At 62.2% G+C, this 21,451-nt stretch carries 24 protein-coding genes; 6 read left to right on the forward strand and 18 right to left on the reverse strand.

What is annotated here, in order from left to right; translation table 11 throughout:
- The 5 genes from AC1DPX_RS33980 to eno all read right to left on the reverse strand — a co-directional run.
- Positions 1 to 740 (reverse strand): biotin/lipoyl-containing protein (locus AC1DPX_RS33980; protein ID WP_477242324.1); only part of this gene is annotated, 740 nt, incomplete at its 3' end.
- Between the two features lie 18 nt (positions 741 to 758).
- A complete protein-coding gene (locus tag AC1DPX_RS33985; RefSeq protein ID WP_202354473.1) occupies positions 759 to 2,144 on the reverse strand; it encodes a pyruvate dehydrogenase complex E1 component subunit beta in 1,386 nt (461 codons plus the stop codon).
- A 13-nt stretch (positions 2,145 to 2,157) separates the two neighbouring features.
- Positions 2,158 to 3,195, reverse strand: coding sequence for a pyruvate dehydrogenase (acetyl-transferring) E1 component subunit alpha (gene pdhA / locus AC1DPX_RS33990; protein ID WP_202354474.1), 1,038 nt, complete (start codon positions 3,193 to 3,195; stop codon positions 2,158 to 2,160).
- Between the two features lie 192 nt (positions 3,196 to 3,387).
- On the reverse strand, positions 3,388 to 3,711 hold the full coding sequence (locus tag AC1DPX_RS33995) for an FtsB family cell division protein (RefSeq protein WP_477242326.1): 324 nt from the start codon (positions 3,709 to 3,711) through the stop codon (positions 3,388 to 3,390).
- Positions 3,712 to 3,870: 159 nt separating this feature from the next.
- The gene (gene eno, locus AC1DPX_RS34000; RefSeq protein WP_202354476.1) at positions 3,871 to 5,145 is read right to left on the reverse strand and encodes a phosphopyruvate hydratase; all 1,275 of its coding nucleotides are present in this window, start codon (positions 5,143 to 5,145) and stop codon (positions 3,871 to 3,873) included.
- A gap of 199 nt (positions 5,146 to 5,344) precedes the next feature.
- Here eno and AC1DPX_RS34005 point away from each other — a divergent pair, with 199 nt between their 5' ends.
- Positions 5,345 to 5,470 carry a hypothetical protein gene (locus AC1DPX_RS34005; RefSeq protein ID WP_274609307.1) on the forward strand — a complete coding sequence of 42 codons (126 nt, stop codon included), beginning with the start codon at positions 5,345 to 5,347 and terminating at the stop codon, positions 5,468 to 5,470.
- 61 nt (positions 5,471 to 5,531) lie between these two features.
- Here AC1DPX_RS34005 and AC1DPX_RS34010 read toward each other — a convergent pair whose 3' ends face one another.
- The 6 genes from AC1DPX_RS34010 to AC1DPX_RS34035 form a co-directional block, all read right to left on the reverse strand.
- Positions 5,532 to 5,897, reverse strand: coding sequence for a PRC-barrel domain-containing protein (locus AC1DPX_RS34010; RefSeq protein ID WP_202354477.1), 366 nt, complete (start codon positions 5,895 to 5,897; stop codon positions 5,532 to 5,534).
- Positions 5,898 to 5,981: 84 nt separating this feature from the next.
- A complete protein-coding gene (locus AC1DPX_RS34015) occupies positions 5,982 to 6,185 on the reverse strand; it encodes a dodecin family protein (RefSeq protein WP_027045027.1) in 204 nt (67 codons plus the stop codon).
- An 84-nt stretch (positions 6,186 to 6,269) separates the two neighbouring features.
- The gene (gene kdsA / locus AC1DPX_RS34020) at positions 6,270 to 7,130 is read right to left on the reverse strand and encodes a 3-deoxy-8-phosphooctulonate synthase (protein ID WP_202354478.1); all 861 of its coding nucleotides are present in this window, start codon (positions 7,128 to 7,130) and stop codon (positions 6,270 to 6,272) included.
- On the reverse strand, positions 7,127 to 8,017 hold the full coding sequence (locus AC1DPX_RS34025; RefSeq protein ID WP_477242328.1) for a VOC family protein: 891 nt from the start codon (positions 8,015 to 8,017) through the stop codon (positions 7,127 to 7,129). The genes kdsA and AC1DPX_RS34025 overlap by 4 nt, the downstream gene beginning before the upstream one ends.
- 92 nt (positions 8,018 to 8,109) lie before the next feature.
- A complete protein-coding gene (locus AC1DPX_RS34030) occupies positions 8,110 to 8,400 on the reverse strand; it encodes a Dabb family protein (protein WP_202354480.1) in 291 nt (96 codons plus the stop codon).
- A 168-nt stretch (positions 8,401 to 8,568) separates the two neighbouring features.
- Positions 8,569 to 8,703, reverse strand: coding sequence for a hypothetical protein (locus tag AC1DPX_RS34035; protein ID WP_257784390.1), 135 nt, complete (start codon positions 8,701 to 8,703; stop codon positions 8,569 to 8,571).
- A gap of 282 nt (positions 8,704 to 8,985) precedes the next feature.
- On the opposite strand from AC1DPX_RS34035, the gene AC1DPX_RS34040 reads away from it, so the two are divergent.
- Positions 8,986 to 10,242 (forward strand): class I SAM-dependent methyltransferase, encoded by a 1,257-nt coding sequence (locus tag AC1DPX_RS34040; RefSeq protein ID WP_477242330.1) that lies wholly within the window; start codon positions 8,986 to 8,988, stop codon positions 10,240 to 10,242.
- A 176-nt stretch (positions 10,243 to 10,418) separates the two neighbouring features.
- Positions 10,419 to 10,733, forward strand: a complete 315-nt coding sequence (locus AC1DPX_RS34045) for a hypothetical protein (RefSeq protein ID WP_477242332.1) — start codon at positions 10,419 to 10,421, stop codon at positions 10,731 to 10,733.
- A gap of 66 nt (positions 10,734 to 10,799) precedes the next feature.
- On the opposite strand, the gene AC1DPX_RS34050 is transcribed toward AC1DPX_RS34045, so the two are convergent.
- The gene (locus AC1DPX_RS34050; RefSeq protein WP_477242334.1) at positions 10,800 to 12,779 is read right to left on the reverse strand and encodes a bifunctional 2',3'-cyclic-nucleotide 2'-phosphodiesterase/3'-nucleotidase; all 1,980 of its coding nucleotides are present in this window, start codon (positions 12,777 to 12,779) and stop codon (positions 10,800 to 10,802) included.
- Between the two features lie 149 nt (positions 12,780 to 12,928).
- On the reverse strand, positions 12,929 to 14,194 hold the full coding sequence (locus AC1DPX_RS34055; protein ID WP_477242336.1) for an NAD(P)/FAD-dependent oxidoreductase: 1,266 nt from the start codon (positions 14,192 to 14,194) through the stop codon (positions 12,929 to 12,931).
- A gap of 164 nt (positions 14,195 to 14,358) precedes the next feature.
- Here AC1DPX_RS34055 and AC1DPX_RS34060 point away from each other — a divergent pair, with 164 nt between their 5' ends.
- The gene (locus AC1DPX_RS34060; protein ID WP_477242338.1) at positions 14,359 to 15,012 is read left to right on the forward strand and encodes a 5-formyltetrahydrofolate cyclo-ligase; all 654 of its coding nucleotides are present in this window, start codon (positions 14,359 to 14,361) and stop codon (positions 15,010 to 15,012) included.
- On the opposite strand, the gene AC1DPX_RS34065 is transcribed toward AC1DPX_RS34060, so the two are convergent.
- Complete coding sequence (locus AC1DPX_RS34065) at positions 15,009 to 15,482, reverse strand: Lrp/AsnC family transcriptional regulator (protein ID WP_010909317.1); 474 nt, start codon at positions 15,480 to 15,482, stop codon at positions 15,009 to 15,011. The two genes, AC1DPX_RS34060 and AC1DPX_RS34065, sit on opposite strands and share 4 nt — an antisense overlap.
- A 157-nt stretch (positions 15,483 to 15,639) precedes the next feature.
- Here AC1DPX_RS34065 and ald point away from each other — a divergent pair, with 157 nt between their 5' ends.
- Both ald and AC1DPX_RS34075 read left to right on the forward strand, forming a co-directional pair.
- Positions 15,640 to 16,755, forward strand: a complete 1,116-nt coding sequence (ald, locus tag AC1DPX_RS34070) for an alanine dehydrogenase (RefSeq protein WP_010909316.1) — start codon at positions 15,640 to 15,642, stop codon at positions 16,753 to 16,755.
- A gap of 223 nt (positions 16,756 to 16,978) precedes the next feature.
- A complete protein-coding gene (locus tag AC1DPX_RS34075; protein ID WP_477242340.1) occupies positions 16,979 to 18,256 on the forward strand; it encodes an outer membrane protein in 1,278 nt (425 codons plus the stop codon).
- 226 nt (positions 18,257 to 18,482) lie between these two features.
- Here the strand turns inward: AC1DPX_RS34075 and AC1DPX_RS34080 are convergent, their stop codons facing one another.
- From AC1DPX_RS34080 to sseA, 4 genes are all read right to left on the reverse strand, one after another.
- On the reverse strand, positions 18,483 to 18,950 hold the full coding sequence (locus AC1DPX_RS34080) for a DUF1203 domain-containing protein (protein ID WP_202354491.1): 468 nt from the start codon (positions 18,948 to 18,950) through the stop codon (positions 18,483 to 18,485).
- A gap of 183 nt (positions 18,951 to 19,133) precedes the next feature.
- Entirely contained in the window at positions 19,134 to 19,691 is a 558-nt protein-coding gene (locus tag AC1DPX_RS34085) for an OmpA family protein (protein ID WP_477242342.1), read from the reverse strand.
- Between the two features lie 116 nt (positions 19,692 to 19,807).
- Positions 19,808 to 20,371, reverse strand: coding sequence for a GNAT family N-acetyltransferase (locus tag AC1DPX_RS34090; protein WP_477242392.1), 564 nt, complete (start codon positions 20,369 to 20,371; stop codon positions 19,808 to 19,810).
- 5 nt (positions 20,372 to 20,376) lie between these two features.
- Entirely contained in the window at positions 20,377 to 21,258 is an 882-nt protein-coding gene (gene sseA, locus AC1DPX_RS34095; protein WP_477242344.1) for a 3-mercaptopyruvate sulfurtransferase, read from the reverse strand.
- Positions 21,259 to 21,451: the final 193 nt, after the last annotated feature.

Here is a 21,451-nt window from a genome sequence, read left to right on the forward strand (position 1 = left end):
AAATGCGGAATGGTGGATTTTGCCTCGACCAGGCGGCGCGCAATGGTCTTGCGCATATTGTCGTGCGGGATGAGGTCGTAGGAGCCCTGCTCGAACAGCTTCAGCACCTGATCGTCCGACATCGGTTTGACCGCCGGCGCGGAAGCAGCAGCCGGTGCGGCAGCCGGAGCCTTGGCGGCGGGTGCCGCCTTGGTACCACCACCTGCAATCGCCGCCTCGACGTCGGCCTTGACCACGCGGCCATGCGGGCCGGTGCCGGTCACGGCCGAGACATCGACGCCCGCGTCCTTGGCGATGCGGCGCGCGAGCGGCGAAGCGAAAGTGCGCTCGCCAGCCGCGTGGCCATTGGCGGCCGGAGCCGGCTCTGCCTTTGCCTGTGCAGGTGCCGCTGCGGCTGCCGGTTTCGGCGCCTCTGCCTTTGGCGCCTCGGCTGGCGGAGCTTCGGCTTTCGCCGGTGCGGCACCACCACCGCTTTTGGCGGCAGCGCCCGCATCCTCGCCCTCGGCGGCGAGCACGGCGATCAGCGCGTTGACCTTGACGCCTTCGGTGCCGGCGGGAACGATGAGCTTGGCGACGGTGCCCTCGTCGACGGCTTCGACCTCCATCGTCGCCTTGTCGGTTTCGATCTCGGCGATGACGTCGCCCGGCGAAACCTTATCGCCTTCCTTGACCAGCCACTTTGACAGATTGCCCTCTTCCATCGTGGGCGAGAGCGCCGGCATGGTGATGTTGATTGGCATTTTGTCCTCCCGGCCGGTTCAGCGATACGTGACGGCTTTGACCGCCTCGATGACCTCGCCGACATTCGGCAAAGCCAGCTTTTCGAGGTTGGCCGCGTATGGCATCGGCACGTCCTTGCCGGCAATGGTGATGACCGGCGCGTCGAGGAAATCGAAGGCGCGCTGCGACACCTGGTTGGCGATGTGGTCGCCGACCGAGCTCTGCGGGAAGCCTTCCTCGACCACCACAAGGCGGTTGGTCTTCTTGACCGAGGCGATGATGGTGTCGAGGTCGAGCGGCCGGATGGTGCGCAGATCGATGACCTCGGCGTCGATGCCCAGGCCGCGCAATTCGGCTTCGGCCTTGACCGCATAGGTCATGCCGATGCCGAAGGAGACGATGGTGACGTCCTTGCCTTGCTTGTGGATGCGCGCCTTGCCGATCGGCAGCACGAAATCATCCAGCTTCGGCACGTCAAAGGACTGGCCGTAGAGGATTTCGTTCTCGAGGAAGATGACCGGGTTCGGGTCGCGTATGGCTGCCTTGAGCAGCCCCTTGGCGTCGGCGGCGGTATACGGCATCACCACTTTCAGGCCAGGAATGTGGCTGTACCAGGCGGCGTAGCACTGCGAGTGCTGGGCGGCGACGCGGGCAGCGGCACCGTTGGGTCCGCGGAACACAATCGGCGCGCCCATCTGGCCGCCCGACATGTAAAGCGTCTTGGCGGCCGAGTTGATGATCTGGTCGATCGCCTGCATGGCGAAATTGAAGGTCATGAACTCGACGATCGGCTTCAAGCCGGCCATCGCAGCACCGACGCCGACGCCGGCGAAACCATGCTCGGTGATCGGCGTGTCGACGACGCGACGCGGTCCGAATTCCTGCAGCAAGCCTTGGGTGATCTTGTAGGCGCCCTGATATTCGGCGACCTCCTCGCCCATGACGAAGACATCGCCGTCACGGCGCATCTCCTCGGCCATGGCATCGCGCAGCGCTTCGCGCACCGTGGTCGAGACCATCTCGGTGCCTGCCGGAATGTCGGGATCGGCGGCAACCTCGGTCTTCGGGGCGGCCGCGACTGGTGCTGAGGCCTCGCTCTTGGCCGCAACCGGCGCCGGTGCAGCCGTTTCAGCCTTGGCGGGCTCTTCGCCGATGCCTTCGCCGGCTTGATCGGTGTCTTCGCCTTCAACCGCAAGCACGGCGATCACAGCGTTGACCTTGACGCCTTCGGTGCCGGCGGGAACCACGATCTTGGCAAGCGTGCCTTCGTCGACGGCTTCGACTTCCATCGTCGCCTTGTCTGTTTCGATCTCGGCGATGACATCGCCGGCGACGACCTTGTCGCCTTCGTTCTTCAACCACTTGGAAAGATTGCCCTCTTCCATGGTCGGCGAGAGAGCGGGCATGAGAATTTCGATCGGCATGTCCTGGCCTCCCTTACAGTACGATATCGGTCCAGAGCTCGGACGGATCCGGCTCCGCGTCGTTCTGGGCGAATTCGGCGGCGTCGGCGACGATGTCGCGAACCTCCTTGTCGATGGTCTTGAGCTCGTCCTCGGTCGCCCACTTCTTCTCGGTCAACCGCGCCTTGACCTGTTCGATCGGGTCATGCTCGGAGCGCATCTTCTGCACTTCTTCCTTCGAGCGGTATTTCGCCGGGTCGGACATGGAGTGACCGCGATAACGGTAGGTCTGCATTTCGAGGATGATCGGCCCGTTGCCGGCGCGGCACCATTCGGTGGCCTGATCGCCGGCGGATTTGACCGCACGCACATCCATGCCGTCGACCTGGATGCCGGGAATCTTGAACGAGGCGCCGCGATGGGAAAAATTGGTTTCGGCCGATGAGCGCGACACCGAGGTGCCCATGGCGTAGCGGTTGTTCTCGATGATGTAGATCACCGGCAGCTTCCACAGCGAGGCCATGTTGAAGCTTTCATAGACCTGGCCCTGGTTGGCCGCGCCGTCGCCGAAATAGGTCAGCGAAACATTGTTGTTCTCGCGATAGCGGTTGGCGAAGGCCAGGCCCGTGCCAAGCGACACCTGCGCACCGACAATGCCGTGGCCGCCGTAAAAATGCTTCTCCTTGGAGAACATGTGCATGGAGCCGCCCTTGCCCCTGGACAGGCCGCCACGGCGTCCGGTCAACTCGGCCATGACTCCACGCGGCGACAGCTCCATCGCCAGCATATGGCCATGGTCGCGATAGGCCGTGATCATCTGGTCGCCGTCGATCAGCGCCATCTTCATGCCGGTGACGACAGCCTCCTGGCCGATATAGAGATGGCAGAAGCCGCCGATGAAGCCCATGCCGTAGAGCTGGCCGGCCTTTTCCTCGAAGCGGCGGATGAGCAGCATGTGCCGGTAGGCGGCAAGCTCTTCATCCTTGGTGAATTCAGCAGGCTTGGGCGCGGAAAGCCCTGATTTGGCGTCGGATTTCGATTTGGCAGGCGCTTTTCTGGCTGCGGTGGCCATGCATCACTCCCTGTTGGCGTCTCTTTGCGGACATTAGGGCAGGATGACTCTGCCCTGGGAAGATCAGCTCTCCCCACCGATTTATGCAAGGCTAACACGCGTCACAGCGTTGCGCCATGACGAATTTGCATAGCTGGCATGCGCCTAAGCGATTAAAATCATTGAAAATATTGGCGATTAACTGAAATTCAGTTATTTAGATGTGACCGGCAACATGATGGTGATTTCGTCAGCCTGGGACAGGTTGAGCGCCTTGCGCGCCTGCTCGTCGAGCATGTCCTTCTCCAGCGTACCGTCATGCATGAGCCGAACGCGCCGTTCCAATTCCATCCGGCGCGCCTTGATCGCATCGAGCTGGGCCTGCAGTGCAACCGTCTGGGCTTCCAGCTGATATTTCGAATTGATGCCGAATTCGCCGTGATAGGCGTGGAAGCCGAAATAGGCCAGGAACACCACGCAAAGCGAAGGGATGATCAGCCGGCCGGTATTTCTCTGCTTGTGCTGACGCGTCCACATGACCGATTCCCCATGGCCGCAAACTCGAACGACCCGGACCCTTTTTCGCCTGATTGTGCTTAACGGACGGTTACGGAGACCGACCCGGGCGACCAGCGAAATGAAAAAGGGCGGGAATGATCCCGCCCTTCGCAATATTCGAGTTTCGGTGTCTTCCGATCAGCCCTTGATCACCGACTTGCCGGCGTAGCGCGCCTGCTTGCCGAGCTCTTCCTCGATCCGGATCAGCTGGTTGTACTTGGCCATGCGGTCGGAGCGCGACAGCGAACCGGTCTTGATCTGCCCGCAATTGGTTGCGACGGCGAGATCGGCGATGGTCGAATCCTCGGTCTCGCCCGAACGGTGCGACATGACGGCGGTGTAGCCGGCCTTGTGCGCGGTCTCGACGGCATCGAGCGTTTCCGTCAGCGAGCCGATCTGGTTGACCTTGACCAGGATCGAATTGGCAACCCCCATGCGGATGCCGTCGCGCAGGCGCGCCGTGTTGGTGACGAAAAGGTCGTCGCCGACCAGCTGCGTCTTCTTGCCGATCAGGTCGGTCAGGTACTTCCAGCCTTCCCAGTCGTCCTCGGCAAGGCCGTCCTCGATCGAGATGATCGGATAGTCGGCAGCGAGCTTGGCGAGATACTTGGCCTGCGCCTTGGGATCGCGCGTCTTCTTCTCGCCCTCATAGACGTAATTGCCGTCCTTGAAGAACTCGGTCGCGGCGCAATCGAGGCCGAGCGCGATTTCCTCGCCCGGTTTGAAGCCGGCCTTCTCGATCGATTCCATGATGAAATCGAGCGCTACAGGCGCGCTCTTCAGATTCGGCGCGAAGCCGCCCTCGTCGCCGACATTGGTGTTGTGGCCGGCATCCTTCAGCTTCTTGCGCAGCGTGTGGAAGATTTCGGAACCCCAGCGCACGGCTTCACGAAGCGTGGGAGCGCCGACCGGCATGATCATGAATTCCTGGAAGTCGATCGGGTTGTCGGCATGGGCGCCGCCATTGATGATGTTCATCATCGGCACAGGCAGGATATGCGCCTTGGTGCCGCCGACATAGCGATAGAGCGGCAGGCCGGCGGCGTCGGCCGCGGCCTTGGCCACCGCCAGCGAAACGCCGAGAATGGCGTTGGCGCCGAGCCGGCTCTTGTTGGGCGTGCCGTCGAGCTCGATCATAGTCTGGTCGATATGGATCTGGTTTTCGGCTTCCATGCCGCCGATTGCTTCGAACAGCTCGCCATTGACCGCCTCTACGGCCTTCAGCACGCCCTTGCCGAGATAGCGTGCGCCGCCGTCGCGAAGCTCGACGGCTTCGTGGGCGCCGGTCGAGGCGCCCGACGGCACCGCGGCGCGGCCCATCGAACCGTCTTCGAGCACAACATCGACCTCGACGGTCGGGTTTCCACGGCTGTCCAGGATTTCACGTCCGACAATGTCGATGATGGCGGTCATTGCGATGTCCCCGATTGATCTGACGAAAGGTCGCGCCCGTCTTAGCCAAAGCGACGCAAAAGGCAATCCGGCCATAGCCGAATAGTGCCGGCGGCCCGATTCACGAAGCGCAAATTTCTGTCATCATAAGTCATGCGGCGGGGCACGCATTCCGGGTTATGGCTGGTGTCGCGCGGGGCGAAACATGAGGAGTTTCGCCATGTCCGAGTTGAGCGGTATCGTGAGTCTGTTCCTGATCGCGGCGGCATTCCTGACGTCATGCGACAACAACCAGTCGCCACCGAAGGCCAGTGCGCCTTTACCGGCGTTGAGCACCAGCGAATAGGCGCTGGCGTTGAATCAAAAAGGGCCCCGTCGAAACGAGGCCCTTTTTGATTGTCGTGCCGTCAGTGCCAGTAGGGCGTGACCTTGTAGTACTGATAGGATGCGTCGCGCGCGCTTTCACCGTCGGCGCCGGCCAGTTCGTTGATCGAATAGGCGGGTGCGGCCTTCAGCTGCTCCTTCGAGAAGGGCACGACATAGCCGCCCTTGTCCTCGTCGTAGTCGAGACTGGCCCACGGAATGGCATGGTACTTCTCGCCGATGCCGAGAAAGCCGCCAAAGCCGATCACCGCGAACATGATGCCATTCGACGTCTTGTCGAGCATGATGTCCTCGATGCTGCCGATGCTCTTGCCTTCGGTGTTGTAGACGGACGTGCCGATGACGCGCGAAGCGGCGATGGCTTCGGTGTGGCCTGTCTGGGATGTCATGGTGTGCTCCTCGTTGTCGTTGAACTCTGCTTTGACAATGAGGCGCGTGGGTGAAAGTTCCCGACTTTTTTCGGCGTCGGCCGATCACTCCGCGAGGATGAAAGTCACCTTCATATTGACGCGGTAGGCAGCGATCTTGCCGTCCTCGACGACGATCTTCTGATCCTGGATCCAGGCGCCTTCGACGTTCTTGAGGGTTTTCGACGCGCGCGCGATTCCCTTCTCGATGGCGTCCTGAAAGCTCTTCTTCGATGACGAGGTGATTTCGGTGACGCGGGCGACGGACATGGCTTCCTCCTGCCAAAACGCTTATTTGCCGGCCAAGCGTACAACCGCCCCCTTCCGACCACAAGCACCGGCGGGAAGCGAGGCCTAGCGGCCCTTGGCTATCCGGTCGAATGCCATGAGCTTTTCCAGAAGCGCCGGCATATCTTTCAGCGGCAGCATGTTGGGCCCATCGGAAGACGTCGAATTATCGGGATCCTGATGGGTCTCGATGAAGACGCCGGCGACACCGACGGCGACGGCCGCGCGGGCCAGGGTCTCGACGAAACGGCGCTCGCCACCAGACGAACCGCCCTGCCCGCCCGGCTGCTGCACCGAGTGCGTGGCGTCGAAGATCACCGGCGCGCCGATCTCGGCCATGACAGGCAGTGCGCGCATGTCGGACACCAGCGTGTTGTAGCCGAAGGACGCGCCGCGCTCGGTGGTCAAGACGTTGGCGTTGCCCGAACCGGTGATCTTGGCGACCACATTCTTCATGTCCCAGGGCGCAAGGAACTGCCCTTTCTTGACGTTGATCACCTTGCCTGTTTTCGCCGCGGCAACCAGCATGTCGGTCTGGCGCGACAGGAAGGCGGGGATCTGCAGCACATCGACATGCGGCGCGACGATCGCGCACTGCTCCTCGGTGTGGACATCGGTCAGCACGGGAAGCGAGAATTCCTTGCGCAGTTCGTCGAAGACCGGAAGTGCGGCGTCCATGCCGGCGCCGCGCGTCGCCGACAGCGAGGTGCGGTTGGCCTTGTCGTAGCTGGTCTTGTAGACGAGGCCTATGCCGAGCTTATCGGTCAGTTCCTTCAGCGCGCCGGCCATGTCGAAGGCATGCTGGCGCGACTCGAACTGGCAAGGGCCGGCGATCAGCGCCAAAGGCGCATTGTTGTTGAAGACGACATTGCCGACGGTTACCGACGAATTGGGCGCCATTGGATTGGGCGCTTGGGGCTTGCTCATGGGATCTCCCGGAAGATGAATGCCGCGCCCTGCCCGGATGCCGGCGGCACGACAATGTCCGTGCCCGCTATATCGTACTTGATGGCATTGGCTGCAAGCAGGCTCAACGTGGCATCGAAGCTGCGGACGGCAAAGACGATCGCTGCGAAGCGCAGCTTCGTGGGTGAGCCTGCCGCAATACCAAAGCGGGCGGTGAGGGATTTGAGATCGAGCACGCTCAAGGTTGCATTCGGCAGGAAAAACGCCCCGCCCTCGCCGCTGGCGGCAGGGTCGTTCACCGCCACGGAAATCAGCCTGGTCTGTTCGGCGGGCTGGTCGCTGACCGCGACCACCTCGAGGATCCCGCCGGCGCCATTGGCGTGGGTCTGCAAAGCCGTACGGTCCACCTTTGGCGCATTGATCCGCTGGCAGGCAAACAGGAACGCATCGGTCGCGCCGCTGGCCGCAGCAAAGGCGAGTTTGAACGATGCGGTGTCGCTTTTGCCCGACGTATCGGTGAAAGCGCGCGAAAAGCTCAGCGTGTCGCCAGCCGACAGTCCGGTTTCGACATAGCGCGCATGGTCGGCATCGGCATTGTCGGTGCCCAGAACCACCGCGGAAAATCCCTCATCGCCGCGGCTTTCGCGATACAGGCGGTCGCGCGCGACGAAGACGTTGCCTGCGGCCGTCGCGTCGATCGCTGCCCGTTCATTGCCAATCGCGAGCGGTTCCAGATACGTGCCGTCGGCGAGGAAGACGCAACAGTTTTCCGTTCCAAAGGGATGGATACCGGTTGGCGCGACGACGAAGCCCAGCGAAGTGAGCCGGGCTCGCGCCACCTTGAGACTACCGGTCGGCAGAACGAGATGGTCAAGCGGATGCGTGCCGGTGGCTGGTCTGTCGGTCATCGGGGCGCGGTGTGCATCATTCCGCAGAGCGGTTCAAGGCTATTTCCCGTCGGCGGCCGCCGGCTTGTCGAGAACCAGAACCGCGGCCGGGATCAGCTGCCTGCCACGACGTCGGCGGAATAGCGCAGTTCGCGCATCGGTTTGACCTTGGCCGTGGTCTGCGCATAGAGCGGATGAGCCTTGTAGGCGGCCAGTGCTGCGTCATCGGCGAACTCGGCGTAGACGACGACATCAATTTCATCCGACAGCGGGTCGACCTTGGTGTTCAAAGTGACCTCGAAGAGGCTGGAATGAGGGATATTGCCGAGTGCCAGCAGCCCGGTGCGCACGGACTCCACATCCTCCTTGCGCCGCGCGCTGAAGAAAACGATATGCCGGATCAATCCCGCCTCCTCGATCTGAATGCGGGGGTCTTTTGTGACGGCGGTTTCCGCGCGTCAACCGTTCACGGCGCCACGCGTCCTTGCGACGCGCCCCAAACGGCGCGAACCCATCTCGCGGCTACGGGGACGTCGCATGACGTCCCAGACCGCTCTCTTCGGGAGGGATATTCAGGCTTTGCCGGTGACGTAACGCACCACGTGGTTGAGCTCCCTGACCGAGATGTCGAGATAGCGGCCCTGGTTGTAGAGACCGTCCCAGATCAGGAAAAAAGCGATTGCCGCAATGACGATTACATAACGCATGGCTAAAGCTATCGCACATGCTCTGCGGCGGCCATAGACGTTTTTTGATTGTAGACAGCAGCAACTTGACGCAAGGGGCGGATGGCAAACGCCACGTGGCACAGCCCAGCCAGTGGCCTGCCTCTTGAAGTTCCCCCTAATCACGTGGAAGATTGTGGCAGGCATTCGCTGGGAGCACTGGGAGCTACCGGGACCAGGCCAGACATTCGAACCTGGCGAATGATCCAAGAGAACCGTGACCCGGCAATTTACGCCGGCACCACGGAAATCCAGGGGCATGAAATGGCAGACGGGGACCATCACAGCGTAGCGCCGGGCGAAGCGGTCAGGCTCGACGAGTTCAATTTCGCCGAGATCGTCAAGGGCCTGCCGGCCAAGGCGCGCATGGTGCTGTCGGCGGCGATGAACCTGCCGCGCGGTTCGCTGAAAGTCAGGATGCCGGATGGCCGCGCGGTTCTCGTTGGGGGCAAGGGACCCGGTCCGGACGCCGAACTGGTGCTCAAGAACTGGCGCCTGCCAGGCCGCGCCTTTTCCGGCGGCACGATCGGCGTTGCCGAGTCCTACATGGACGGAGATTGGGAAAGCCCCGACGTCACCAGCTTCCTGGAATTGTTCGTGGTCAATTCGGTGATTGGCGAACGAGTCGCCGGCGGCGCCAGCTGGCTCATCAACACCGTCCAGCGCATCCGCCACTGGTTCAATGAGAACACACGCACCGGCTCGAAGCGCAACATCTCCGCTCATTACGATCTCGGCAACGCCTTCTACAAGGAATGGCTTGACCCGAGCATGACCTATTCGTCGGCGCTTTACGCGAATGGCGCCAACGACCTCGAGAGCGCCCAGGCCGCCAAATACCGGGCGCTCGCCAGGGATACGGGTATCGGCAGGAAGGATCATGTGCTGGAGATCGGCTGCGGCTGGGGCGGCTTTGCCGAATTCGCGGCCCGCGAGATCGGCTGCCGCGTTACGGGACTGACGATCAGCCGCGAACAGCACGACTTCGCCAAGGCACGCATTGCCAAGGCCGGACTTGCCGACAAGGTCGACATCAAGCTGCAGGATTACCGCGACGAGACAGGGACTTACGACCGCATCGCCTCGATCGAGATGTTCGAGGCCGTCGGCGAGAAATACTGGCCGGTGTTCTTCTCAAAGATGAAGGCTTGCCTGAAACCCGGCGGCACCGCGGGCCTGCAGATCATCACCATCAACGAAGCCGCCTACGACACCTATCGCGCCCGGCCGGATTTCATCCAGCGCTATGTTTTCCCGGGCGGCATGCTGCCGACGCCGTCGATCCTGAAGGCGCTCGGCAAGGACCATGGCCTCGCGCATCTGCGCGAGCGCGTGTTTCCCGATGACTATGCGCGCACGCTCGCCGAATGGCGCAACCGCTTCTGGGGATCCTGGGAGAAGATCGTGCCGCTCGGCTTCGACGATCGCTTCAAGAAGCTCTGGGAGTTCTACCTGCACTATTGCGAGGCCGGTTTCCGCGCCAGCTACATCGATGTGCGCCAGGTGGTCTACAAGGCGTAAACTCGCGCGGCGAGCATGTCCCCGCAGCGTTGAAATTGCAGGCTTACGCCAAAAAGCGCCAATCGCGACGTCTTGATGCGAGCGTGATGAAACCGGGATCGCATGGCGAGCGTTCTGCCGCATCCGACGCCCCGTGCCGAAACCACGCCGAGCGCCTCTACCTATAGGAGGCTTCCATGAAGCGAACCGTTGCCGCCATAGCCATCCTGATTGCCGCCATATCCGCTGCCGAGGCACGGCGCATAGTTCCACCAACGGTGATGAATGATCCGCTGGGCCGCAGCATCAGCCCGGCCATGACGCCTGGTGCGAGCGATCTCATCGACAACACGCCAACCTCGACCATCCACGAGGTGCACGCTCCGTCCGGGATGTCGCCCTTGACCGTGCCCAGCGACCCGACTGGCACATCGCTTGAGCCGACGCAGCCAATCAGCCCGCAAGCCCCAGCGACGGGCTTGCCGCAGACGCCGGTGCCGGCAACCAATTGAAGCCGTGCGATACGCACCGAAGAGATGGAGCCGTTCGGCGTTTCCGTGAGCCGCCGAACGGCCGGATCAGAGAAGGATGCGATACTTCGCGAATCCCGCTTCGCCCTCGCCCACCGGTTCGATCTTCAGCGACTTCACATCGGCGATGAAGTCCTTTGCCTTGACGCCTGTCTCGAACACGACACTGGTTCCCGGCAGCGGCGCGAACGACCAGTTGTCGTCGGCCGACGGGTTGATCGTGCCTTGGCTGACAATGTAGCGAACGATCACGTCGCGGTTGGTGTCCGGCGCCTCATAGATGATCTTCGAGGCATTGATGTCAGGGAAATTGCCGCCGCCGCCGGCCCGGTAGTTGTTGGTCGCGACGACAAATTTCTGATTGGGATCAATTGGTTTCCCGTCGAACATCAAGTCGACGATGCGGCTCGAACCAGCGTTCGCAACACCACCCTTGGCATCGTATTTCGGCGGCTGCGACAGGTCGATCTTGTAAGAGACGCCATCAATCACGTCGAAATTGTAGGACGGGAAATCGGTGTTGATGAGCGGCTGGTCAGCCTTTCCCGCCTCGATCCGGCTGAAGATGCCGGCCGACATTTCCAGCCATTCCTTCACCTGCGCTCCGGTGATTTCGACGGCACGCACGGTGTTGGGATAGAGATAGAGGTCGGCGACGTTCTTGATGGCGATGTCGCCGGCCGGTACGTCGGTGTAGTAGTCGGCGCCGTTGCGCCCGCCGGCCTTGAAGGGAGCGGCCGCCGACAGCAGCGGCACATCCTTCCACTGCGTGCTCTTGAGAATATCCTTCAGGTACCAGGTCTGCGCCTGGCTGACGACCTGCACCGAGGGATCGTCGGCGACCAGCGCGAAATAGGAATAGAGCGGCGCGGAGGTCTTGCCGACCGGACGGCGCACATAGGCCAGGGTCGCCTGGTGGTCTTGCTCGAGCGCGGCGATGATGCGTTTATCGTCTGGAACCGTCGGCTTGTTCTTGTTGTCGACGCGCTCGAAGATCGGCCGCGCCTCGGAGGTCGCGGACACGACCTTCCACTTCGATCCGTCACGCTCCAGCATCAGGTCGATGAGACCCATATGCGAGCCCCAGAAACCGCCCATCACGGCTGGCTTGCCCTGAAGCGTGCCCTTTTGCGTGTCGACGCCCTCGAGCGACTGAAAATCCTTCTTGCCGGGGAACACCAGATGCTGGTGGCCGGTGAACACGGCATCGATGCCTTCGACACCGGCCACGAAGAACGAGGCGTTCTCCATCATGTCGCCCTGCTTCACATCGATGCCGGAATGCGAGAGCGCGATGACGATGTCGGCGCCCTCCTCCTTCATCTGCGGCACCCAGGCCTTGGCCGCCTCGACGATGTCGCGCGTCTTGACGTTGCCTTCGAGATTCTTGAGGTCCCAAACCATGATCTGCGGCGGCACGAAGCCGATGATGCCGATCCTGATCGGCTGTTCGGCGCCCGAACCGTCCTTGATCTTCCTGTCGAGGATCACATAGGGCTTGAGATAGAGCTTGTCGTCACGCGGGTTGGCGGCAAGCGCGGTGCCGCGGATCAGATTGGCGCAGACGAAGGGGAAATTGGCGCCCGCCAGCACCTTGTCCAGGAACGACAGGCCGTAATTGAACTCGTGGTTGCCGAGCGTCGAGCACTCATAGCCCAAAAGGTTCATGCCTTTCATGATCGGATGCAGATCGCCATCCTTCAGGCCCTTTTCGTAGGCGATATAGTCGCCCATCGGGTTGCCCTGAAGCAGATCGCCATTGTCGATCAGCATCGAATTGACGGCTTCCTTGCGCACCGCGTCGATCAGGGAGGCCGTGCGCGACAGGCCCATCGTGTCGTTGGCTTTGTCGGCGTAGTAATCATAAGGCAGCACATTCACATGGATGTCGGTGGTTTCCATGATTCGAAGATGCGCCTGGTTGGCCTGCGCCCGGGCGGAGAAGGGATGAAGCACGATCAGCGCCCCTGTGGCTGCGGCGCCGGCGAGGAAACCGCGGCGGGAGACGGGATGGAGCAGTTGCGACATGTTTTCTCCTCATTGACAAGCTGACACGCCCTGCCCCGAAGCGAACTTCGCGCCGAAACCGGCTCAAGTCCACTCAACAAGTCGCGCGCATCCGCACATCACTCCATCAGTTGGAGATGACGCGCGGATGAATGGGACAGTGAAGAAAGTCAGGTCTTGTCGTCGTCGCCCTGGGTGATCAGCCGGGCGCTGCGCTGGCCGGTGACGTAGATCCATAGCCAGCTCAGGGAAACCGCAAGCCGGTTGCGGAAACCGATCAGGAAATAGATGTGCGCAATGCCCCACAGCCACCAGGCGAGCCAGCCCGTGAGCTTGATCCAGCCGAAGTCGATCGCCGCGGCGCGTTTGCCGATCGTCGCCAGATCTCCGGCATGTTTGTAGTGAAATGGCCGAGCGGTGTTGTCGCCGCCGAGCCTGGCCTTGATGGTCGCTGCGACGTGGCGGCCCTCCTGCTTGGCTGACGGCGCCACGCCGGGGACCGGCCGTCCGTCGGGCCGCAGCACAAGGGCTGCGTCGCCGATGACGAAAATCTCGGGGCTGCCGGGTACGCTGAGGTCAGGCTCGACGAGCACCCTGCCCGCGCGGTCCGCCTTCGCTCCCAGCCATTCGGCGGCGGGCGAAGCGGCAACGCCGGCTGCCCACAAAATTGTCTTCGCCGCCAATTGCTTGTCGCCAAAGGCAACACCTTCGGCGTCGCAGCGCGTGACAGCGCGGCCGAGCTCGACCGTCACGCCGAGCCGCTCAAGCGCCTTGCTGGCGTAGTCAGACAGTTTTGGCGCGAAATTGGCCAGGATGCGGTCGCCAGCCTCGATCAGCACCACGCGTGTTTGCCGCGTATCGATGTTGCGGAACTCGCCGCGCAGCGTCTCGCGCGCCAGCTCGACGATGGTGCCGGCCAGCTCCACGCCGGTTGGTCCGCCGCCGACGATCGCAATGGTCAGCAGCGCCTGGCGCCTGGCGGGATCGGTTTCCCGCTCGGCCTGTTCGAAGGCAAGGAGAATGCGGCGGCGAATGGTGGTGGCGTCCTCCAGCGTCTTCAGGCCCGGCGCGAAAGGCTCCCATTCGTCGTGGCCGAAATAGGCGTGGCGGGCGCCGGTGGCGAGCACCAGCGTGTCGTAGGCGACCGCGCTACCGTCATCGAGCAGCACGCGTTTACCGGCGCGGTCGACGCCGGCGACGTTGGCCAGCAGCGTCGTCACGTCCTTACGCTTGCGCAGGAGATGGCGGATCGGCCAGGCAACCTCGGAGGTCGCCAGCGCGGTCGTCGCCACTTGGTAGAGCAGCGGCTGGAAAAGATGATGGTTGCGCTTGTCGATCATGGTGATGCGCACCGGCTGTCCAGCCAGCGCGTGGGTGAGTTCGAGGCCGCCGAACCCCGCGCCGACAACGACGACATGATGGCTGGCCTGGCTCATTTCATTCACCCCTGACGGCGAGATTGCCTACCCAGGATGTAGGTATTTTTGTGCAATGCAACAACAGAAGGACGGTACCCGGGACTCGCCGTCCCATGTCGCGAATGCACAAGTTGTATCGTGTCGCGAGGTATAGCGTCACCGAACACGCTATGGGGTGACGCATGGCCAACGATCATGACGACCAGGGCCCGGCACAATATGCCTCGCCGCCCTGCTTCATGCACGAACTCGATCCAGAATTCCGGGCGCCGTTGGCCGACTGGACCGATGTGCGGCGCTGGCGCAAAGCCGAGCGTGAACGGCTGATTGCCGCGCGGCTCGCGGTTTCGGCCGATGCGCGAACGGCCATGTCCCAGCGCATCGCCGAAGGGCTCGACGCGATCATCGGCGAGATCCGCGGCCGCATGGTCAGCCTTTACTGGCCGTTCCGCGGCGAGCCGGATCTGCGGCCATGGATGGCGTCCGTCAACGAGCGCGGCGGACTCACGGCATTGCCTATCGTCGTCGAGAAAGGGCAGCCGCTGATCTTCCGCGCCTACAAGCAGGGCGACCGGTTGGAAAAAGGCGTCTGGAACATCCCGATCCCGGCCGAGGGCGACCCGGTGCTGCCTGATATCGTCATCTCGCCGATTGTCGGCATCGATCCGGCGAACTATCGCCTGGGCTACGGCGGAGGCTTCTTCGACCGCACGCTGGCTGCCATGCCGTTCAAGCCGCTGGTCATCGGCGTCGGCTACGAACTTCAGCGCATCGCCACCATCTATCCGCAGCCGCACGACATTGCGATGGATCGGATCGTGACGGAGGCCAGCTAAGCCATCTCCGGCTTCATGCCCATGGCGGTGCGGTCGACGATTTCGCGCAAGGCGAAGGACGAGTTGATCTTGGTCACATGCGGCATGGCCGACAGCCACTCCTTGTGGATGCGCTCATAGTCGACCAGGTCCTTTGCCGCGATGCGCAGGATGTAGTCGTATTCGCCCGACATCAGATGACATGACAGCACATTGGGGCAACGTTTGATCGCCGCTTCGAAATCCGACAGCGTCTTCTCGAACTGGCCCGACAGCGATATATGCACGATCGCCGTCATCTGATGACCGAGCGCTGCATTCGACAGCCGGGCGTGGTAGCCGCGGATGGTTCCGGATTTCTCCAGATTGTCGAGCCGGCGCGAACAGGCCGATTGCGACAGGCCAACCTTCTCGGCAAGCGCCGCATTGGGTATCCTGCCATCCTTCTGCAAAGTCTCGAGAATGGCGATATCGATCCTGTCGAGCGGCATTTTTCGTGAATCCTGCGAATATCATGCTATTTTGCGCAAGGATTATCGAAAGCCGCCTGCCCGCGCAAGCGCATTCGCAAACACTTGCGAGCCGATTCATGGTTCACTCCGACAATACAGGGAGTGAGCCCAAGAGGGCCCGGATCAGGAGAAGAAAATGCGCGTCGGCTGCCCCAAGGAAATCAAGAATCACGAATACCGCGTCGGCCTCACGCCGGGCTCGGTCCGCGAATATGTGGCGCACGGCCATGAAGTGCTGGTTGAGGCCGGTGCCGGCGCCGGCATCGGCGCCGATGACAATGCCTATCGCGCCGCCGGCGCCACCATCGCCAAGACCGCCGCCGACGTGTTCGCCAAGTCGGACATGATCGTCAAGGTCAAGGAGCCGCAGCCCAATGAGTGGGTTCAGCTGCGCGACGGCCAGATCCTGTACACCTACCTCCACCTGGCTCCGGATCCGGAGCAGACCAAGGGCCTGCTCGCTTCGGGCGTGACCGCGATCGCCTACGAGACCGTAACCGACGACCGTGGCGGCCTGCCGCTGCTCGCACCGATGTCGGAAGTCGCCGGCCGCCTGTCGATCCAGGCCGGCGCCACGGCGCTCCAGAAGGCCAATGGCGGCCGCGGCGTGCTGCTCGGCGGCGTGCCCGGCGTGCTGCCCGGCAAGGTCACCGTGCTCGGCGGCGGCGTCGTCGGCCTGCACGCGGCCCGCATGGCCGCCGGCCTCGGCGCCGACGTCACCATCATCGACCGTTCTATCCCGCGCCTGCGCCAGCTCGACGACCTTTTCGCCGGTCGTGTGCACACCCGCTACTCGACCGTCGAGGCGCTCGAGGAGGAATGCTTCTCGGCCGACATCGTCGTCGGCGCCGTGCTGATCCCCGGTGCCGCAGCCCCCAAGCTCGTCACCCGCGAAATGCTGTCGGGCATGAAGAAGGGCTCGGTGCTGGTCGACGTCGCCATCGACCAGGGCGGCTGCTTTGAGACCTCGCATGCGACGACCCATGCCGAGCCGACCTACGAGGTCGACGGCGTCATCCACTATTGCGTCGCCAACATGCCCGGCGCGGTGCCGGTCACCTCGGCCCATGCCCTCAACAACGCGACGCTGCACTATGGTCTGCAGCTCGCCGACAAGGGCCTGAAGGCGCTGGTCGACGACCATCATTTGCGCAACGGCCTCAATGTCCACAAGGGCAAGATCACGAATCGTGCGGTGGCCGAGGCGCTGGGCTACGAACTGGTCGAGCCGAAAGCTGTTCTGGCCGCCTGATACACCCAGAAATAGACCCAGAAAAAGTCAAGGTGCTGTTGTTGCCCGCCGGGTAGCCCCGGCGGGCTTTATATTGGCCTATCTGGGCGGTAAGCTTGGCTACTGGGCATATCCGTGTCCGCTGCAGGTGTAGGTTGCCCTAAACTGTTGCATATTTGTCATTCCTAATCTGGCCGAGTCCCTGCTAGAGGCGTGGCGGGCTTATTGATTAGGGGTTTGGGCTATGTTTCTTCGCGTTTCTGCGAAATCTTTCCTGTTGGGTGCCGTTTCTGTAGTGGCATTGATGTCTGTCGCGCATGCGGCTGATGTGGTGCAGCCTGTCGAGGCATCCGGTTTTAACTGGAGCGGCGCTTATGTCGGCGTCGGTGGTGGCTTCGGCGCCAGCGTGCACAAGTTCAGCGTTGCGCCAATTGTCGATTTCAACGGCATCGGCGGCAATGGCGTATTCGGCGAACTGACCGCCGGCTACGACTATATGGTCTCCGAGCGTTTCCTCCTGGGCGGGTTCATTGACGTCAACGGCGGCAACATCGGCCCATCGATCAGTATTCCAGGCGCCGACATCGACCTGACCAATTCTTACGGTTTCGACGTCGGCCTGCGCGCCGGCTATCTCCTTAACCCCAATACGCTCGGCTATGTGCTCGGCGGCTACAGCTGGCAGCATTTCAAGCTTGAGGGATCGGGCTTTGCCGACGGACTGGACTATACCGAAAACCGTGGCGGTTATGTTCTCGGCGTCGGCATGGAGACCGTGCTGCGTGGCAACTGGACGTTGAAAACTGAGTACCGGTACGCGGACTATGGTGATAAGTCGGTTATTGATTTTGGCGGCGGTTCTCTGAACGTCGAACCGTCCACCCACACCTTCCATATCGCCGCCAACTATCGCTTCGGTGCTCAGAACGGTGGCGGCGCTTCCTTTGCTGCTCCGACCTATAACTGGACCGGCTTCTATGTCGGTGGCGCGCTTGGCGCCGGCACGATGGTGCATGATCTGACGCTCGGCGGCGCACTTGAGCTGAACGGCATTGGAGGCGAAGGTGTCTTCGGCGAAGGCAGCGTTGGCTACGATCATGATTTCGGCTCATGGGTCGCAGGTGTCCAGCTTGACGGTCGCTACTCAGGCATCCGGACCAAGCTCGATATTTTTGGCGGATCGATCAAGGGTGACGCCGACTATGGCTTCGATGCGCTCGCCCGAGTCGGCGCCAAGGTTAATGAGTCGACGCTTGCCTATGTGATCGGCGGCTATAGCTGGCAGCACTTCAATCTGCATGCATCCGCACCCGGCGGCCCAAGTGGCGATATCTACGACTGGGGTTCCAGTGGATTTTCGGTTGGCGGGGGCCTTGAAACCGCTGTTTCCAACAATATGACCGTTGGCCTCGAATACCGCTACTCGCAGTATGCGAAGGAAGATTTCGGCTCTGGCGGCATCTTGGAAGATACCCCTTCGTTCCAGACCGTGCGTGTCGGCTTGAAGTACAAGTTCAACTAAGCCCTCCAGGCAAAACGACAAAAGCCCGTCAGCATCGCTGGCGGGCTCTCCCTTGCGCCAACCTCGGCGCAACCGCGGGCAACAAAAAAGCGGAGCCAAAGCCCCGCTTCCTCGATATCGAGATTGCCGCCGGTTCATCCGCGGTCGGCCAATCGATCGACACTCGACTTCTACCGCATCTATGCGACGGGAGTGCGACAGAATTTCCGCCGGCAATCGTTACGCCTCAAGCGCGCTCGATACGGCACTGATAGCAGTTGTTGCGCGCCGACCGGACATGCACGTAGGCAATGTCGTCGCGTTCGAACAAGGCCTCGGCCCGCGCAGCGATCGCCCCGGTTGGGATGACCCCACCGCTGCCATAGACGATACGGTCATCCCTTCCATAGCCGCGCACGATATAGTCCGGGCTTTCGAGAATCTCGGGAAGCGTTTCTGCCTCGGCGGCAGGCTCGCACTCTTCAGCGTGCAGGAAGATCGGCCCGGTTTCGGCATAGGGCTGAAGCTCCGGAAAGGGGCGGTAGGCAAGGATGAGATAAGCATCGCCGGCGGCGATGTTCTTCAGGCAATGCCGGCAAGGCATGCCGTCACCGTCTGAAATTCTGCGCTCGGGCGTCTGGCCATAAGCATCGGGACCGCCGCGCTGCAGGGTTCTGACGTGGTTGGTGGGTAGCGCCTTGAACTGAATGGCCATGGTGAAAACCTCCGGTTTGTTGACCGGAAATTACGCGCTCGGACCAATGCTTCCCACCCGATTCTTGCCAAAGGGATCGAGAGACCGACCCGATGTCGGTGGTCGGCCTCTCGATACATGGCACCGGCGAACGCGCCAAATCGACGAAGTAAGCCGGCTAACTAGATTCGGACCAACCCCGGATCACCGGATGAAGTCGTCGAAGCGCCGCAATGTCACCCTGCGGTTCTGCCAGTTTTCGTTCTGCGTCGGCACGAGCAGGAACTCCTCGCCGTAGCCCACGGTTTCCAGGGCATAGCCGGGCACGCCGAATTCGCGCACCAGCGTGCGTTTCAACGAAGCGGCGCGCTGTTCGGACAGGACCCGATTCGACTGGAAGGAGCCGACGGCGTCGGTATGTCCTTCGATCAGCACGCGGGCGCCGGGATCGCGGCGCAGGATGCGCTGCAGCGCGTCGGCGATGTTTTCGATCTTGTCGTATTGCGAACTGGAAATGGCGGCCGAGCCGAAGGCGAAATTGATCGACTGGATGTCGATCGAGCGCGCCATGCGGCGCAAGTCCGGCCGGCGCTTGAATTCGCGGATGGTGACGCGCTCGTTCGGCCGCAGCTTCACCCGGGGCGCGGCCTCGAGCTTGCGCTCGATCGTCGCGGCCGAGGGCGTCGTCGCCTGGGCGGAGGCAAGGCTCGGCATGGCAATCGCGGCGATCAGCGCGGCGGCAAGGGTACGGCGTGTCAGCATGTCTTTTCTCCTTCGGCCTCAGCCGCATTGACGATGCGGGCAACATGCCAAAGGCAGGCTGAAGCGCCGATGAACAGACGGTTCAGGTGCCGGCCGATCTCGGATTCCGGCTGAAATCAGGGCCGCATGACGCTGGCCGAGCGCTCGGCGAACGGCAGCGGATGCACGACCTCCTTCTTCTGCGCGACAGGCTTGAAGCCGAGTTTCTGGTAGAGCGGCAGAGCTGCCGGATGGTCAAGCGTGCAGGTCTGCACCGTCACCCGTTTCGGCCCATGCGACCAGGCGGCCGAAATCGCCGAACCCAGGAACCAGCGGCCAATGCCTTGCCCGGTGGCATGTTCCATCATGCCGAAATAGGCGAGTTCGACTTCATCAGGCAGATGCGGCTTGAGATCGAAGAAGCCCGCCGGCGCGCCGTCGAGATAAAGCACCCTGATGTCACGGTCCTCACGGTGGATGCCGGCCGCAAGCTCGTCGTCGTCCAGCCTGAGAACATTCACCCAGTGCCATTTGCGCCCGACCCGATCCATCAAATAGCGATAGAAATGCAAGGGAATTTCCTTGGTCTTCAGCAGCGCGACTTGGCGGTTGTAGGGCACTGGTGGCGAGACGGCGGGAGGGGCATGCATTTCGAGAAAAGTCACCGTGACTTCAATATCCTGCAGCACGCCGTTTTCCATCGCGTTCATTCCTTGCCGGCCTTAGCGGGGCCGTTCGTCGCGGGGCCAGTCACGGCAGGCGTGTCGGAGAGCCCGCCCCATTCCGTCCATGAGCCGTCATAAAGCCTGTTGTCGGTGTGGCCAAGCGTCTCCAGCGCCAGCGTGATCACCGCGGCGGTGACACCGGATCCGCAGGATGTGATGACGGGCTTCGACAGGTCAATGCCGGCGTCCTCGATCACCTTGCGCAAGCGGTCCTTCGACAACAGCATGCCGTTTTCCGACAGGGCGGAGTACGGCACGTTGCGTGCGCCCGGCATATGACCGGAGCGGATACCCGCGCGGGGCTCGGGCTCGGCACCGGTGAAACGGCCGGGTCCACGGGCATCGGCAATCTGGCTGGCGCTGGTCTCGACGATCCGGCGCATGTCGGCCAGGCTGGCGACGCGGCCGGCGTCGAAATCGGCATGGAACACACTCGGCGCGATCTTCGTCGGTTCGGTCGTTACCGGCCTGCCGGCGGCTTTCCAGCCGTCGAACCCGCCGTCCAGAATATAGGTCTGGAAAACGCCCATGATGCGGAACATCCACCAGGCTCGCGGTGCCGAGAAAAAGCCCGGACCGTCGTAGACGACAATGGTGTCGTCGGCAGACACGCCCATCGAACCGACATATTGCGCGAAATGCTGGGGCGAAGGCAGCGTGTGCGGCAAGGAAGCGTCGGGATCTGAAACCGCGCCCTGATCCAGGAAGCGGGCGCCGGGGATGTGGGCTGCGTTATATTCGGCGCGCGCGTCGCGCTTTTGCGCAGGCAGGTACCAGGATGCGTCCACAATGGTCAGGCCCGGCTGACCGAGGCGCGCCTGCAGCCAGTCCGCGTCGACGATGAAAGGACTGTCTTCGGCCATTCTCGTTCTCCTGCTCATCTTCGGCAAAACGTTGTTTAGCTTGGCAATTTGGATGCATTCGAGCACGCGACATTCGCTTTGGATAGGCGACGGGACCGGCCGCCGGGTCCGTTGATTCCGATTGTTTTCGTGTTTCGTGACGAGTACGGATTGATCGTTATGATCTGGGGTGGGCGGGGTCAATAATCTCGGC

It is taken from the genome of Mesorhizobium sp. 01N446 (assembly GCF_056399285.1).

What these genes read in the sequence shown, in the direction of transcription:
- AC1DPX_RS33985 (WP_202354473.1), bottom strand. Translation starts at nt 2,144, where the DNA reads ATGCCGATCGAAATTCTCATGCCCGCTCTCTCGCCGACCATGGAAGAG.
- pdhA (WP_202354474.1), bottom strand. Translation starts at nt 3,195, where the DNA reads ATGGCCACCGCAGCCAGAAAAGCGCCTGCCAAATCGAAATCCGACGCC.
- AC1DPX_RS33995 (WP_477242326.1), bottom strand. Translation starts at nt 3,711, where the DNA reads ATGTGGACGCGTCAGCACAAGCAGAGAAATACCGGCCGGCTGATCATC.
- eno (WP_202354476.1), bottom strand. Translation starts at nt 5,145, where the DNA reads ATGACCGCCATCATCGACATTGTCGGACGTGAAATCCTGGACAGCCGT.
- AC1DPX_RS34005 (WP_274609307.1), top strand. Translation starts at nt 5,345, where the DNA reads ATGTCCGAGTTGAGCGGTATCGTGAGTCTGTTCCTGATCGCGGCGGCA.
- AC1DPX_RS34010 (WP_202354477.1), bottom strand. Translation starts at nt 5,897, where the DNA reads ATGACATCCCAGACAGGCCACACCGAAGCCATCGCCGCTTCGCGCGTC.
- AC1DPX_RS34015 (WP_027045027.1), bottom strand. Translation starts at nt 6,185, where the DNA reads ATGTCCGTCGCCCGCGTCACCGAAATCACCTCGTCATCGAAGAAGAGC.
- kdsA (WP_202354478.1), bottom strand. Translation starts at nt 7,130, where the DNA reads ATGAGCAAGCCCCAAGCGCCCAATCCAATGGCGCCCAATTCGTCGGTA.
- AC1DPX_RS34025 (WP_477242328.1), bottom strand. Translation starts at nt 8,017, where the DNA reads ATGACCGACAGACCAGCCACCGGCACGCATCCGCTTGACCATCTCGTT.
- AC1DPX_RS34035 (WP_257784390.1), bottom strand. Translation starts at nt 8,703, where the DNA reads ATGCGTTATGTAATCGTCATTGCGGCAATCGCTTTTTTCCTGATCTGG.
- AC1DPX_RS34040 (WP_477242330.1), top strand. Translation starts at nt 8,986, where the DNA reads ATGGCAGACGGGGACCATCACAGCGTAGCGCCGGGCGAAGCGGTCAGG.
- AC1DPX_RS34045 (WP_477242332.1), top strand. Translation starts at nt 10,419, where the DNA reads ATGAAGCGAACCGTTGCCGCCATAGCCATCCTGATTGCCGCCATATCC.
- AC1DPX_RS34050 (WP_477242334.1), bottom strand. Translation starts at nt 12,779, where the DNA reads ATGTCGCAACTGCTCCATCCCGTCTCCCGCCGCGGTTTCCTCGCCGGC.
- AC1DPX_RS34055 (WP_477242336.1), bottom strand. Translation starts at nt 14,194, where the DNA reads ATGAGCCAGGCCAGCCATCATGTCGTCGTTGTCGGCGCGGGGTTCGGC.
- AC1DPX_RS34060 (WP_477242338.1), top strand. Translation starts at nt 14,359, where the DNA reads ATGGCCAACGATCATGACGACCAGGGCCCGGCACAATATGCCTCGCCG.
- AC1DPX_RS34065 (WP_010909317.1), bottom strand. Translation starts at nt 15,482, where the DNA reads ATGCCGCTCGACAGGATCGATATCGCCATTCTCGAGACTTTGCAGAAG.
- ald (WP_010909316.1), top strand. Translation starts at nt 15,640, where the DNA reads ATGCGCGTCGGCTGCCCCAAGGAAATCAAGAATCACGAATACCGCGTC.
- AC1DPX_RS34075 (WP_477242340.1), top strand. Translation starts at nt 16,979, where the DNA reads ATGTTTCTTCGCGTTTCTGCGAAATCTTTCCTGTTGGGTGCCGTTTCT.
- AC1DPX_RS34080 (WP_202354491.1), bottom strand. Translation starts at nt 18,950, where the DNA reads ATGGCCATTCAGTTCAAGGCGCTACCCACCAACCACGTCAGAACCCTG.
- AC1DPX_RS34085 (WP_477242342.1), bottom strand. Translation starts at nt 19,691, where the DNA reads ATGCTGACACGCCGTACCCTTGCCGCCGCGCTGATCGCCGCGATTGCC.
- AC1DPX_RS34090 (WP_477242392.1), bottom strand. Translation starts at nt 20,371, where the DNA reads ATGGAAAACGGCGTGCTGCAGGATATTGAAGTCACGGTGACTTTTCTC.
- sseA (WP_477242344.1), bottom strand. Translation starts at nt 21,258, where the DNA reads ATGGCCGAAGACAGTCCTTTCATCGTCGACGCGGACTGGCTGCAGGCG.